The organism is Streptomyces sp. SID11385 (genome assembly GCF_010548245.1).
GTDB lineage: Bacteria > Actinomycetota > Actinomycetes > Streptomycetales > Streptomycetaceae > Streptomyces.
This window is the reverse complement of record NZ_JAAGLR010000042.1, coordinates 1-13,466: the sequence shown is the minus strand read 5'-3', so window position 1 is coordinate 13,466 and position 13,466 is coordinate 1. Positions and strand designations below refer to the sequence as shown.

11 protein-coding genes and 1 pseudogene are annotated in these 13,466 nt (G+C 73.6%); 5 read left to right on the top strand and 7 right to left on the bottom strand.

From position 1 onward, the window contains the following. Positions 1–739, top strand: a 739-nt coding sequence (locus G3I42_RS01810; protein ID WP_164282099.1) for an MFS transporter, incomplete at its 5' end; no start/stop codon positions are given. A gap of 134 nt (positions 740–873) precedes the next feature. Next, positions 874–2,637, top strand: coding sequence for a discoidin domain-containing protein (locus G3I42_RS01805; protein ID WP_164282100.1), 1,764 nt, complete (start codon positions 874–876; stop codon positions 2,635–2,637). A 70-nt stretch (positions 2,638–2,707) separates the two neighbouring features. On the opposite strand, the gene G3I42_RS01800 is transcribed toward G3I42_RS01805, so the two are convergent. Then, positions 2,708–3,607, bottom strand: a complete 900-nt coding sequence (locus G3I42_RS01800; RefSeq protein ID WP_164282098.1) for an AraC family transcriptional regulator — start codon at positions 3,605–3,607, stop codon at positions 2,708–2,710. Positions 3,608–3,727: 120 nt separating this feature from the next. Between G3I42_RS01800 and G3I42_RS01795 the strand changes: the two genes are divergently transcribed. Next, on the top strand, positions 3,728–4,525 hold the full coding sequence (locus G3I42_RS01795; RefSeq protein ID WP_164282097.1) for an SDR family oxidoreductase: 798 nt from the start codon (positions 3,728–3,730) through the stop codon (positions 4,523–4,525). A gap of 61 nt (positions 4,526–4,586) precedes the next feature. Here the strand turns inward: G3I42_RS01795 and G3I42_RS01790 are convergent, their stop codons facing one another. Both G3I42_RS01790 and G3I42_RS01785 read right to left on the bottom strand, forming a co-directional pair. Next, positions 4,587–6,119 carry an MFS transporter gene (locus tag G3I42_RS01790; RefSeq protein ID WP_164282096.1) on the bottom strand — a complete coding sequence of 511 codons (1,533 nt, stop codon included), beginning with the start codon at positions 6,117–6,119 and terminating at the stop codon, positions 4,587–4,589. 230 nt (positions 6,120–6,349) lie between these two features. Next, on the bottom strand, positions 6,350–7,927 hold the full coding sequence (locus G3I42_RS01785; RefSeq protein ID WP_203606234.1) for a DUF445 family protein: 1,578 nt from the start codon (positions 7,925–7,927) through the stop codon (positions 6,350–6,352). A 259-nt stretch (positions 7,928–8,186) separates the two neighbouring features. Here G3I42_RS01785 and G3I42_RS01780 point away from each other — a divergent pair, with 259 nt between their 5' ends. After that, entirely contained in the window at positions 8,187–9,512 is a 1,326-nt protein-coding gene (locus tag G3I42_RS01780; RefSeq protein WP_164282094.1) for an SGNH/GDSL hydrolase family protein, read from the top strand. 48 nt (positions 9,513–9,560) lie between these two features. Here G3I42_RS01780 and G3I42_RS01775 read toward each other — a convergent pair whose 3' ends face one another. Genes G3I42_RS01775 through G3I42_RS01760 form a run of 4 tightly spaced genes read right to left on the bottom strand, consistent with a single transcriptional unit; the run spans position 9,561 to position 12,971 of the window. Further along, positions 9,561–10,253: a DUF1707 domain-containing protein gene (locus G3I42_RS01775; RefSeq protein ID WP_164282093.1), complete on the bottom strand. Its 693-nt coding sequence runs from the start codon at positions 10,251–10,253 to the stop codon at positions 9,561–9,563. 51 nt (positions 10,254–10,304) lie between these two features. Beyond that, the gene (locus tag G3I42_RS01770; RefSeq protein ID WP_164282092.1) at positions 10,305–11,294 is read right to left on the bottom strand and encodes an ATP-binding cassette domain-containing protein; all 990 of its coding nucleotides are present in this window, start codon (positions 11,292–11,294) and stop codon (positions 10,305–10,307) included. A gap of 26 nt (positions 11,295–11,320) precedes the next feature. Further along, positions 11,321–12,169, bottom strand: a complete 849-nt coding sequence (locus G3I42_RS01765) for an ABC transporter permease (RefSeq protein ID WP_164282091.1) — start codon at positions 12,167–12,169, stop codon at positions 11,321–11,323. Next, positions 12,162–12,971: an ABC-2 family transporter protein gene (locus tag G3I42_RS01760; RefSeq protein ID WP_164282090.1), complete on the bottom strand. Its 810-nt coding sequence runs from the start codon at positions 12,969–12,971 to the stop codon at positions 12,162–12,164. The genes G3I42_RS01765 and G3I42_RS01760 overlap by 8 nt, the downstream gene beginning before the upstream one ends. Before the next feature lie 220 nt (positions 12,972–13,191). Here G3I42_RS01760 and G3I42_RS01755 point away from each other — a divergent pair. After that, positions 13,192–13,466, top strand: a pseudogene (locus G3I42_RS01755) (hypothetical protein); the annotation flags it as partial.

The window sequence follows — 13,466 nt, the reverse complement described above, 5'->3', positions numbered from 1 at the left end:
GGGGCCGCTCCTGTACGTGCTCGGCGCGCTCGGACTCGCGGGCGCGCTCCTCGCCCTGCTGGGCCTCGGGCCGGACGTCCGGGGCGCGCGCCGGACGCGGTACGGGGGCCTCGCGCGGCGCCCCGCGCTCTGGCTCCTCGCCGCCCTCTTCGCCGTGTGCGGCGCGTCCACGAACGGCGTGATGTGGAACCACTTCACGCCCGCCGCGCACGATCACGGCATCCCCGTCACCACCGCCTCGGCGCTGCTCGCGCTCGCGGGGCTGTGCAATGTCGCGGGCACGATCGGCTCGGGATGGCTGAGCGACCGGCGCGATCCGCGGCGGCTGCTCACCGGGTACTTCGCCGTGCGGGCACTGAGCCTCGTGAGCCTGCCGGTCGCGCTCGGACGCGGCGCCGGGCCCGAAGTGGCCCTGTTAGCCGTGGTGTTCGGGCTGCTCGACGTGGCGACCGTGCCGCCCGTCGCCGCGCTCGCGCGGAGCCACTTCGGGCCCGGCGCGCCGCTCGCGCTCGCGTGGGTCAACGGGGCGCACCAGGCCGGGGCCGCGCTGTTGTCGTGGGTCGCGGGGAGCGTGCGTGAGGTCAGTGGCGCGTACGACCTCGTGTGGTACGGCGTCGGCGGGCTGTGTGCGGCGGCGGCGCTCGTGCCGTTCCTCGGGCCGCTCGCGGGTCCGTCCGGCTCCGCGCGCTCCCAGGGATGTCGCACGGCGTCATCAGCAAGTTGCGGGGTGCGGTCATGAAATTGCGTTCCGCCGTCTTGTCCCCGGACTGCCGGGGCCGTACGGTCACCGCGGAGCCCGAGCCGCCGCGTGCTCTCCCCGCACCGCCCCCACCATCGAGCCGCACCGCGAGGACACACATGGCTGACACGCGCATGCCCGAAACCCCCTCCGCTCCCGCTCCCGCGTCCCCCCTCTTCCCCGGTCTCCGTCGCCGCACCTTCGTCGCCGGCTCGCTCGCGGCCGGTGCCGTCTCCGCCGCCGCGGGCTCCGCGCAGGCCGCCGGGGAAACCCGCGCCACCGCCTCCCCCGCTCCCCTCGCCTCGCCGCCCGGGGACGTCGTCGGGAAGATCACCGTCGGCTACCAGGGCTGGTTCGCCTGCTCGGGCGACGGCGCGCCCATCAACGGGTGGTGGCACTGGTCGCAGAACTGGGGGCAGCCGCCGTCCCCGGCCAACACCGCGATCGTGAGCTGGCCCGACGTGAGCGAGTACGAGCACACCTACCGCAGCGCGTATCCCGCGCTCGGCAACGGCAAGCCCGCGAACCTCTTCTCCTCGTACGACCAGCAGACCGTGGACACGCACTTCCGGTGGATGCGGGAGTACGGGATCGACACCGCCGCGCTCCAGCGCTTCAACCCCAACGGCGGCGAGGGCGCGACGCGCGACGCCATGGCGGAGAAGGTGCGGCTAGCGGCCGAGAAGCACGGGCGCAAGTTCTACATCATGTACGACGCCACCGGCTGGACGAACATGCAGCCGGAGATGAAGGCCGACTGGCTGAGCAAGATGAAGGCGTACACGTCCTCTTCGGCGTACGCCTACCAGAACGGCAAGCCGGTGGTGGGGATTTGGGGCTTCGGCTTCAACGAGCCCAACAAGACGTGGTCGGCCGAGGTCTGCCTGGACGTCGTCAACTGGTTCAAGGACCAGGGGTGTTATGTGATGGGCGGTGTGCCGACGCACTGGCGGCGCGGCGTCGAGGACTCGCGCGCCGGCTACACGGACGTGTACCACGCGTTCGACATGCTCTCGCCGTGGATGGTGGGGCGCATCGGCTCGGTCGCCGACGCCGACAACTTCTACGCGAACGTCAACACCCCCGACCAGGCCGACTGCACGGCGAACGGCGTGGACTACCAGCCGTGCGTCCTGCCGGGGGACCTCCAGGGCGGGGCGCGGGCCCACGGCGACTTCATGTGGCGGCAGTTCTATAACATGAAGCGCGTCGGGGTGCAGGGCATCTACATCTCGATGTTCGACGAGTACAACGAGGCGAACCAGATCGCGAAGACCGCCGCGACGGCAGCCGACGTGCCCGCCGGGTCCGGGATCAAGGCCCTCGACGAGGACGGCACGGCCTGCTCCCCGGACTACTACCTCCGTCTCACGGGCGACGGCGGGAAGCTGCTCAAGGGGGAGATCCCGCTCACCGAGCAACGGCCCACACCCACCGTCCTCGGGGGCGGCGGCGATCCCGAACTCCCGACCGGTGACCTGGCCTTGCGCCGCATCGCCACCGCGAGCGGCCAGACGCAGGGCTACGCGCCCGGCAACGCCGTGGACGGCGACGCGCGTTCGTACTGGGAGAGCCCCAACAACAGCTTCCCGCAGTGGATTCAGGTGGACCTGGGCACGAGCCGTCCCGTGCGCAGGCTCGTGCTGTCGCTGCCGCCCGACGCGGCCTGGGCGAAGCGGACGCAGACCGTCGAGGTGCTCGGCTCCGCCGACGGCTCCGCCTTCACCTCGCTCTCCGCCCCGGCCGGGCGCGTCTTCGACCCGGCCAAGGACGCCAACAGCGTCACCATCACCCTCGCCTCGACGGCGAACACCCGGTACGTGCGCGTCCGGTTCACGGCCAACACCGGCTGGCCCGCCGGGCAGTTGGCGGGGCTCGCGGTGTACGCGGCGGGCTGAGAGGAGGGGGGTGCGGGGCGGGCCACGGCGGGGATACGGGGCCGTGCGACCCCGCCCCGTACGCCCCGCCTCACCCGCCCCAGTCCCGCAGTCGTTCGCGCGCATCGGCCGCGTCGGCGGCCGGTGAAGTCCCGTACACCAGGCGGTAGTCGCGCGTGAAGTGCGGGGCGCTGCGGTAGCCGACCGCCGACGCGGCGCGGGCCGCCGACTCGCCGCGCACGACCATGCGGTGGCGGGCCTCGCCGAGGCGGAGTCGCTTGAGGTACTGCATCGGGGTCATGGACGTGGCCTGTCTGAAGCGCCGGGACAGCGTCGCCCTGCTTGCGCCGGCCTCGGCGGCGAGGGCGTCGAGCGTCCACGGATGGGCCATCCGTTCGGTGAGGAGCCGGACGGCGCGGGGGACGACGGGGTCGTGCGCGTCGATCGCGGCGAGGACGCGCGGCGCCTGCGTCGTCTGGAGCAGGCGGAGCACGGTCTCGCGCGCGAACTGCGGGGCCAGGAGCGGGATGTGCTCGGGCTCGTCGAGGAGAGCGAGCAGGCGGGCGAAGACGTCGGCGAGCGCGGGGGTCCAGGTGCCGAGCCGGTCCAGCGGTCCGGAGGGGCGGCGGGCGGGGCGGGGCATCGCGGCGGCGACCTCCGTGACCAGGGCGGGGTCGAGCCGCCAGCGCGCCGAGAGGAACCCGTACCGCTCGTCCGTCGCGACGACGCCGGAGAGGACGGGGAGGTCGACCGGTGTGATGAGGAACCGGTCGAGGCCCCAGACCTGGTCGTCGTCGCCGACGACCGAGCGCTTGCGGCCCGCGAGGACGACGGAGAGGGACGGCGTGTACCGCTGGTAGGCGAGGCCGCCGGGGATGGTGCGCAGGCGGCCGAGCCGGAGCCCGAGCCGCTCCGCCGCGGCCGTGTCGTCCGCGCGCCGCGCCACGACGTCCGTCGCGCGGCCGAGGCTGCGGGCAGTCGCTTCGTCCATGGGGCGACCGTATCCAGGCGGCATCGCGGCGCGCGTCCGCCGGGCCCGGTGGCGTGATCCGGCAAGCGGTTGAGCGTTTCCGGCAAGGGACGGGTCCGGTGCGCGGGACAGGCTGGAGGCATGCGTACGAACGAAGAGATCCTGTCCTCCCTCCCCTCCGGCTCCGCCCTCGCCGGGCGCACCGCGCTGGTCACCGGCTCGACCGGGGGGATCGGCGAGGCCGTCGCCCGGGTGCTCGCCGCCTCGGGGGCCGAAGTGCTCGTGAGCGGCAGGGACGCCGGACGCGCGCGCGGGGTCGTGGACACGATCACGGCCTCGGGCGGGCGCGCGCACGCGCTCACCGCCGACCTCGGCGCCGCGCCCGGCGAGATCCGGGCCTTCGCGGAGCGCGCCCAGGCGACGCTCGGCGGCCGGGTCGACATCCTCGTCAACAACGCGGGCGTCTACCCGGGCTTCCTGACCCCGGCGGTCACCGACGAGGAGATGGAGGCGCTGTGGGCGACGAACGTCCGCGCGCCGCACGTCCTCGTCGCGACGCTCGCGCCGCGCATGGCCGAGCGCGGTGCGGGCGTCGTCGTGAACCTGGGCTCGTGGATGGCGCGGGTCGGCGTTCCGTACAAGGCGCTGTACCCGGCGACGAAGGCGGCGGTCGAGCAGCTCACCCGGGCGTGGGCGGCCGAGTTCGGGCCGCGCGGGGTGCGCGTCAACGGCGTGGCCCCGGGTGCCACGGCGACGCGCGGCACGGCGGCGAGCGCCGATCAGCTCGCGGAGATGACGAAGGCGACCCCGGCGGGCGTGCCCGTGCGGCCCGTCGACATCGCGTACGCGGTGCGGTACCTCGCCTCGGACGAGGCGGCGTTCGTCCAGGGGACGACGCTGGACGTGGACGGAGGACTCGCGGGGACGCGGCTGCGGTGAGCCGGTGGCGGGGCGGGGGGGTACGAGTCGCCCCGTACCCCCCCCGCCCCAACGCCCGCCCCTACGCCGCCTTCTCCGTCTGCGACAGCGGCTTCGCGATGTCCTCCAGGCCGCGCCCCTCCGCGTCGACCGCGAGGAAGGCCGCGACGAGGCCCGCCGCGCACATGAGGCCCGCGCCGATCGAGAAGGCGAGTGCCGTGTCGCCGGGGACGCCTGACTCGGTGAGGTCGGCGAAGATGAGCGGGCCCGAGATGCCGCCCGCGGCCGTGCCGATCGCGTAGAAGAAGGCGATCGCCATCGCGCGGGTCTCCATCGGGAAGACCTCGGAGACGGTGAGGTACGCGCTCGACGCGCCCGCCGAGGCGAAGAAGAGGACGACGCACCAGCAGGCCGTCAGCGTCGTCGCGTCGAGCGAGCCGCGGTCGAAGAGCCAGGCCGTGATGAAGAGCAGGATGCCCGGCAGGATGTACGTGCCCGCGATCATGATGCGGCGGCCGACCGTGTCGAAGAGGTGGCCGAGGACGAGCGGGCCGATGAAGTTGCCCGCCGCGATGACGGCGAAGTAGTAACCCGTGTGGCCGCTCTGGACGTCGTAGAACTTCGTGAGGATCGCGCCGAAGCCGAACGTGATCGCGTTGTAGAGGAACGCCTGCCCGATGAAGAGCGAGAGGCCGAGCACGGCGCGTTTGGGGTAGTGCGCGAAGACCGTCTTGGCGATGAGGCCGAAGCCGACGCTCTTGCGCTCGTGGATGGTGATCTCGCCCGCCGGGGGCGGCAGTTCCTTGCCCTTCTCGGCCTCCACGCCCTTCTCGACGTCCGAGACGAGGCCCTCCGCCTCGTCCCCGTGGCCGTGGATGAACTGCCAGCGCGGGCTCTCGGGGACGTGCCGCCGCACGAGGAGGATCACGAGGCCGAGCACGACGCCGAGCGCGAAGGTGAGGCGCCAGCCGACGTCCTTCGGGAAGATGCCCGTGTTGAGGGCGAGGATCGACAGCAGCGCGCCGCCGATCGCGCCGAGCCAGTAGCTGCCGTTGATGATGAGGTCGACGCGCCCGCGGTACTTCGAGGGGATCAGCTCGTCGATCGCGGAGTTGATCGCCGCGTACTCGCCGCCGATGCCGAAGCCGGTGAGGAAGCGGAAGACGAAGAACCACCACGGCGAGAAGGACAGCGCGGTCATCGCGGTCGCGCCGAGGTAGACCGCGAGCGTCACCATGAAGAGCTTCTTGCGGCCGAACTTGTCCGTCAGCCAGCCGAAGAAGAGCGCGCCCGAGCACGCGCCCGCGACGTACAGCGCGGCGCCGAGCCCGGTGACCTGCGCGGACGTGATCGGCAGGCCGGAGCCGGGTTCGGAGAGACGGCCCGCGATGTTGCCGACCGTCGTCACTTCGAGCCCGTCGAGAATCCACACCGTGCCGAGGCCGATGACGATCATCCAGTGCCAGCGCGACCAGGGCAGGCGGTCGAGGCGCGCGGGCACGGAGGTGGTGATCGTGCCGGTGCCGGAGTGCCCGGGCGCGGCGATGTCCGCCGCGTCGTCCGGCGCTCCGGAGGCCCGCTCGTCGGGGGGCCGCTCGTCGGAAGGCTGGGCCATGATCCGGTACCTCCTCGTGAGCGGCGACCGCGACGGGTGTGCGGTCGCACTATTCGCCGGATGCCCCTGGGGCGCGCGCTCATACGGGGACGAGGGAGCCAAGCGGGTGGTGAGTGGGTCCGGCGGGGGGTGCGCGGACCGGCGCGCGCCGCACCCGCACGGGGCGCCGCACCCGTACGGCCCCCGCGCACCCGCGCACCCGCAGGAGTTTCCGCCCCCGTACGGCCCCCTCAGGCCCCCAGCGCGTGCGAGACGGTGTAGATCACGAGGCCCGCGAGCGAGCCGACGACCGTGCCGTTGATGCGGATGAACTGGAGGTCGCGGCCGATGTTCGCCTCGATCTTGCGCGAGGTGTGCTCGGCGTCCCAGCCCGCGACCGTGTCGGTGATGAGCGAGGTGATCTCGGTGCGGTACGTCGAGACGACGTAGACCGCGGCGCCCTCGACCCAGCCGTCGACCTTCGCGCGCAGCCGGTCGTCCGCGCTCAGCCGGCCGCCCAGCGAGAGGAGCGCGGCACGGGCGCGCAGGCGCAGTTCGCTGCGCTCGTCCTCGGCGGCGGCGACCATCATGCCGCGCACCGTGCCCCACACCGTCGCGATGAGGTCCTGCACCTCGGCGCGGCCCAGGATGTCGTTCTTGAGGCGCTCGACGCGGGCGCGGGTCGGGCCGTCCGCCTGGAGGTCGGCGGCGAAGTCGGCGAGGAAGCGGTCGACGGCACCGCGCGCGGGGTGGTCGGGCATGTCGCGCATCTCGGTGACGAAGCGGAGGAGTTCCTTGTAGACGCGCTCGCCGATCCGCTTGTCCACGAAGCGCGGGGTCCAGCCGGGCGCCCCGCCCTGCACCGCGTCCATGACGGAGTCGCGGTGGGTGACGAGCCAGTCGTGCGCGTGCACGCACACGAGGTCCACGAGCTTGCGGTGCCCGCCGTCCGCCACCAGGCGCTCCAGGAGCCGCCCGAGCGAGGGCGCGACCTCCGCGCTCGTCGCGCGCCGCGTGATCGCCTCGCCGACGACGGCCTGTACGTCGCTGTCGCGCAGCACCGTGAGCGCCCCGCGCAGCGCCGTCGCCGCCTCGGCCGTCACGCGGTCGGCGTGCGCGGGCTCGGCGAGCCACTCGCCGAGCCGGTGCCCGATGCCGATACCGCGCAGCCGGTCCCGTACGACGTCGCCGGAGAGGAAGTTCTCGCCGACGAAGCCGCCGAGCGCGGCCCCGAGCTGGTCCTTCTTCTGCGGGATGATCGCGGTGTGCGGGATCGGCAGGCCGAGCGGGTGCCGGAAGAGCGCGGTCACGGCGAACCAGTCGGCGAGCGCGCCGACCATCCCCGCCTCGGCCGCCGCAGCGACGTACCCGGTCCACGCGCCCGCGTCACGGTGCCCGAGCCACGTCGCGAGCGCGTAGACGACCGCGACGAAGAGGAGCAGCCCGAGCGCGAAGGACTTCATGCGCCGCACGCCCCGGCGTTTCTCCAGATCGGCGGGGGTGAGGTCGACGGGACTGCGGGCACCGCCGAGGGCGCGGGCGACGGAGTGTCCACGGGGCGGGGTGCCGGTGGCGGCGCCGGCGCCCGTACGAGCCGGAACGGTGGCGCCGGTACGAGGCGGCGCGGTGTCGGCGCCCGTACGGTCGTCCCTCCGCTCCGCCCCCGCCTCCGAGCCGTCCCCGCCCGTCGGCCCCCCTGAAGCTCCGCCCATGCCGTCCTCCGCTCCCGCGCCCGATCCCGCTGTCCTTCCCGGTCCGGGTTCCGGTTCCGTTCCGGCCACCGGTCCCGCCCCCGTGATTTTCGCCTCACCCTCCCCCTGCGTCCCCATCGCCCCGCCGCCCCTTCCTCGCCCTCGTGGCCTGCCGCGTCCCGCTGTCGCGGCCCCCCGCGCATCGCCCGGAGCTGGGCTTCGGGGGCGCGAGGGGCCGGTCCCATTGTCCCTACCCCGTTCGCCGGGGGAACGGATCTGCGATTCCCGGCGTCTGTCGGGACGAAGGGTGCGTACAGCACGCCCCCCACCCATGTCGCATCATGGGATCGTCCGACCGGAGCCTCGGGCTCCCGCTGTCCGAGGAGAACCCCCGCACATGACCAAGCGTCACGGTTATGGCGTGCTCGCCGCCGTCACAGCCCTCGTGGTGCTGTGCTCGACCGCGATCTTCCTGCTCGTGACCGGCTCCGGGCGGAGCAAGGACGAGGACACCGTCACGGCGGCCCCGCCCGCCGCGCGCGGCTCGGCCGCCCCGGCCTCCTCGGGGAGCTGGGTCGGTACGTGGTCGGCGCCGCCGAGCGGCGCCGAGCCCGGCACGCTGCTCCAGGGCCTCGCGGGCCGCTCGGTCCGCAACGTCGTGCACACCTCCGTCGCGGGCGAGGCGACGCGCGTCACCCTCTCCAACCTGTACGGGCAGCAGCCGCTGTCGATCACGAGCGCGACCGTCGCCCTCGCCGCCGCGCCCGGCAACCCCACGGCGGCGGCCGGCACCCTGCGCCGCCTCACCTTCGACGGCGGCACCACCGTCGTCATCCCCGCGGGCGGCCAGCGGGTGAGCGACGCGGTGCGGATGAGCGTCCCCGGCGACGCGGACCTCCTCGTCACGACGTACTCGCCGCTCGCGAGCGGCCCCGTCACCTTCCACGCGCAGGCCCGCCAGACCAGCTACCTCGCCGAGGGCGACCGCACGAGGGACCCGGACGGCGCCGCGTACACCGCGCAGTCCTCCTACTGGCGGTACGTCACCGCCGTCGACGTCCTCAGCCACCGCCTCGCCGGGACCCTCGTCACGCTCGGCGACTCGCTCACCGACGGGCTCCACTCCACGACCGGCACCAACCACCGCTGGCCCGACCGCCTCGCCCGCCGCCTCGCCGACGAGCAGGGCGCGCCGCGCTACAGCGTCGTCAACGCCGGGATCAGCGGCAACCGCGTCCTGCTCGCCGGGACGGGCCGCCCGGCCGACAACCCGGCCGCGCTCGACCGCTTCGACCGCGACGTGCTCGGCCGCTCCGGCGTGAAGGCCGTCTTCATCGACCTCGGCATCAACGACATCCTGCGCGCCCCGCAGCAGTACGACGCCCGGCGGATCGTCGACGGGCTGCGCGAGCTGACCGCGCGGGCGCACGCCAAGGGCCTGCACGTCGTCGGCGCGACGCTCATGCCCTTCGAGGGCCACCGGGGCTACACGGCGCGCGGGGAGCAGACCCGGCAGGCGGTGAACGCCGAGATCCGCTCGGGCCGCGTCTTCGACGCGTACGCGGACTTCGACCGGGCGCTGCGGGACCAGGCCCGCCCCAGCCGCCTGGCCACCGCCTACGACTGCGGCGACCACCTCCACCTCAACGACGCGGGGTACCTGCGGATGGCGGAGACGGTGAACCTGGCGGACCTGAAGGGGGCGGCCCCGGCGCAGCTCTGACGCGGGGCGGGACGGGCCTTCACGGGGCTCCGCCCCCAGCCCCGCTCCTCAATCCCCCTCAGCCTCCGGCCGGGGGGTGTCCCCAGAGGGGCCCAACTGCTCGCGCCGCCCCTTCTTCTCGCCCTTCCTGCGCTTGCGCTGCACCCCCACCCCGCCCATCAGGGCGAACCCCTTCACGGTGACCTGCGGCGAGTCGGGCGGCCCGTCGAAGAACTGGTCGCCGCCGAACCCGCCCATGATCCCGATGCCCGAGACCCGTACCCGCAGCTCGGGCGGGACCACGACGCCGATGCCGCCCCAGATCGTGAAGCAGCGGATGACCGTCTCGCGGTCCTCGAAATCGGCCTCGCGCAGGTCGATCTCGCCGCCGCCCCACATCGCGAACGCCGTGAAGACCCTCCCGACCACCCAGCGGCCCCGGCGCGCGAAGCCGCCGAAGAGCGCGAACGCCCCGCGCGAGGTCGCCTCCGCGCCCACCCGCCCGACCCGGCCCCCGCCGGGAGCCGGAGCCGGGGACCGCGCGGCGCCCCCCGTGCTCTCCGGCAGGTCCCGCGTGAGCGGCACGAGTTCCCCGTACGTGCGGGCCGCGTAGGCCGCGCCGAGCCGTACGTCGAACTCCTCCATGTCCAGGCGCCCCTCGGCGACCGCCTCGCGCAGCCGCTCGGCGACGCGCTCCCGGTCGGCGTCCGAGGCGCGCAACTCCGCGTCGGCGAGCGGGGCATCCGCTCGCGCTTTGGCCATGTCCGTTTTCCTGGGCGGTAGTTCGGCCCGCTCGTCAGTCATGCGACCACCCTACGAGGTCACCGCGTCACTCCTGCCGCGCGCGTACATCCGCGCGATGACGGACTCGATGTCCGGCTCCCGCACCGACAGGTCGGCGAGCGGGTAGTCGGCCGCGATCCGCGCCACGAGCGGCGCCGCCGAGGCCCCGGCGGGGAAGGCGAGCCACTGCCGCGGCCCCTCGACCCGTACCGTACGGGCGCCGGGCACCGAGACGGCGGGCAGCTCCCGTTCCAGGTCCAGGACGAGCATCCGCTCGCTCTCGCCCAGCGCGTGCAGCCCCGCCAGGTCCCCGTCGTGCACGAGCCGCCCGTGGTCGATGACCATCACCCGCGTGCAGACCTGCTCGATGTCGGTCAGGTCGTGCGTCGTGAGGAGCACCGTCGTGCCCCGCTCCGCGTTCAGCTCGCGCAGGAACTCGCGCACCCGCGCCTTCGAGAAGACATCGAGCCCGATCGTCGGCTCGTCCAGGTACAGCACCTCCGGCGAGTGCAGCAGCGCCGCCCCGATGTCGCCGCGCATCCGCTGCCCCAGCGAGAGCTGCCGGACCGGCACGTGCAGCAGGTCCGCCAGCTCCAGCTGCTCCACGCAGCGGTCCAGCGTCTCGCGGTAGCGCCCGAGCGGCACGTCGTACAGGTGCCGCATCAGGCGGTACGAGTCGATGAGCGGCAGGTCCCACCACAGCGTCGTGCGCTGCCCGAAGACCACCCCGATCCGCCGCGTCAGCGCGAGCCGCTGCCGCGCGGGATCGAGCCCCGCGACCCGCAGCCGGCCGCCCGAGGGCGTCAGGATGCCGGTGAGCATCTTGATCGTCGTCGACTTGCCCGCCCCGTTCGGCCCGATGTACCCGACCATCTCGCCGCGCCGCACCCGGAACGAGATGCCGTCCACGGCCCGCACGGCGCGCTTCTCGTACCGCAGGAACGCGGTCCTGCGCCGCAGCGAGAACTCCTTGCGCAGGTCGTCGAGGACGATCACGTCGTCGCTTTCCACTGCCTCCACCTTTCCACCACCGGTCACGGACACCCTCAGCTCCCCGTCGAGCGATACCCCCGCAGCCCGGCCCGCCACGCGAGCCCGGCCAGCGCGAGCGCGGCGACGGCGACGAACGGGGGCAGCAGGGCGCACCAGGCCGGGAGCCCGAGCGGCGCGGGACGGCCCAGGAGGTACGCGCCCGGGACCCAGTTGACGAAGGAGAGCGGCAGCACGAACGTCACCGCGCGCACCACCTCCTTGGCGAAGACCGTCGGCGGGTACTGGAGCATCGTCTGCCCGCCGTACGTGAACGCGTTCTCCACCTCGGCCGCGTCGTTCGCCACGAACTGGAAGGCCGCCCCCGCCACGTACACCGCGCCGAAGATCGCCGCGCCGCTCACCACCGCGTACGGGATCACCAGGACGCGCCCGGCGTCCCAGTCGATCCCCGCCGCGCTCAGCCCGTACGCCAGCACCGCGAGGCCCTGGAAGGTGCGCCCGAGCCGGTTGAGCGAGAAGCGGTCGGCGGCGATCTGCGCGAGGACGGGCGCGGGGCGCACGAGCAGCGCGTCGAGCGTGCCGTCGCGCACGCGCTGGCCGAGCCGCTGCGTCGAGCCGAGGAACAGGTTGCACAGCCCGAAGGAGACCGAGGAGAGCCCGTAGAGCACCGCGAATTCCGCGAGACCGTAGCCGCCGAGCGCGTCGACCTGCGAGAACATCAGCAGGATCACGACGAAGTCCAGGCCCGTGATCGCCGCCTGCGCGAAGAGGTTCAGCGCGAAGGAGAGGGGATACGCGAGCATCGAGCGCACCCACATGAGGCTCACGAGCCGGTAGGCGCGCAGCCCGGTGCGCAGGGCGCCCCGCTCCCGTACCGCCGTGGGACCAGCCGTCTCAGCCACCCTGGACCACCACCCTGCGCGTCGCCGCGGACTGGACGAGACGGCCGAGGGCGAGCAGCAGCACGGCCCAGCCCGCCTGGAAGCCGTACACGCCGAGCAGTTCGCTCCCTTGGTACGTACCGAGCAGCACATCGGCGGGGACCTGCACGAGCGAGGCCCACGGCAGCGCGCGGGCCACCTCACCGAGCAGGCCCGGGAAGACGTTGAGCGGCAGCGAGACGCCGGAGAAGAACGTCGCCACGAAGACGTGCAGCCGCGTGATCCCGTCGCCGTGGAGCAGCCAGAAGGCGGAGAGCGCCACCAGGTAGCGCAGCGCGAAGCTCACCACGACCCCCAGCGCGACCGCCGCGAGGAAGGACAGCCAGCGCGACGGCGCGGCGGGGACCGTGAGGTCGAAGAGCAGCGCCCCCGCCACGAAGGGCACGATCCCCCGCCCGAGCAGGTGGAACGCCGCCCGCCCCAGGTCCCCGGCGAGCCACCACGACTGGAGATCGACGGGCCGGTAGAGGTCCACGGCGATGTCGCCGCTGCGGATGCGCTCGATCAGCTCGACCTCGAATCCGCCTCCCATGACCATCGAGGTCATGAGTATCGCCTGCCCGATCCAGACGTACGTGAGGGCCTGCGAGAGCGTGTAGTCGCCCAGGTGGGGACGCTCCTGCCACAGCGCCCGATACGTATAGGCGAGAATGACGCCGAACACCGTGTTGGTGAACACCCCTGCGAAGGTCGCCCAGCGGTACGTCGCGTAGCGGCGGAACCCACCGGCGGCGACTGCCGCGTAGAGCCGAACGGTGCGCACGGGACCTCTCTTTCGGTGCGGATTTTCCGCGCGAATGGTGTGGATTCGGCCTCGCGGGCCAAAGTCACGACCCTAGAGGGGAGCCGTACGCACGCGCCACGCGTTTTACACGGGGGAGGGATCACGAGCCGCCGAGGCGGGCACCGTGTTCCGACCGCCCCGCGCCTCGGTGCGTACGTGGGCACCGGGTGCACGAAGCGAAGCAGGAGTTCCGCACAACATGACCGACGAGCCGCAGCAGCACGGCGACGGCGACCGCGCCGGGGACGGCACGACGTCCCGGCAGCAGGAGGCCGGGACATCCCGGCGCGACGAGGGGAACGAGCGGAAGGAGCCAGGCGAGGGACAGCGGGCGGCGCGGAAGCCGGCGGGGGGCGAGCAGGGACGGGCTGCGGGGGCGGAGCCGGAGCCTCGGGCGGGGGCCGCGCGCGCCGCGAAGCCCGTACCGGGTGCGGAGCCTGACGCCGCGAAGGCGGGGGACGGCGAGGCGGGGGG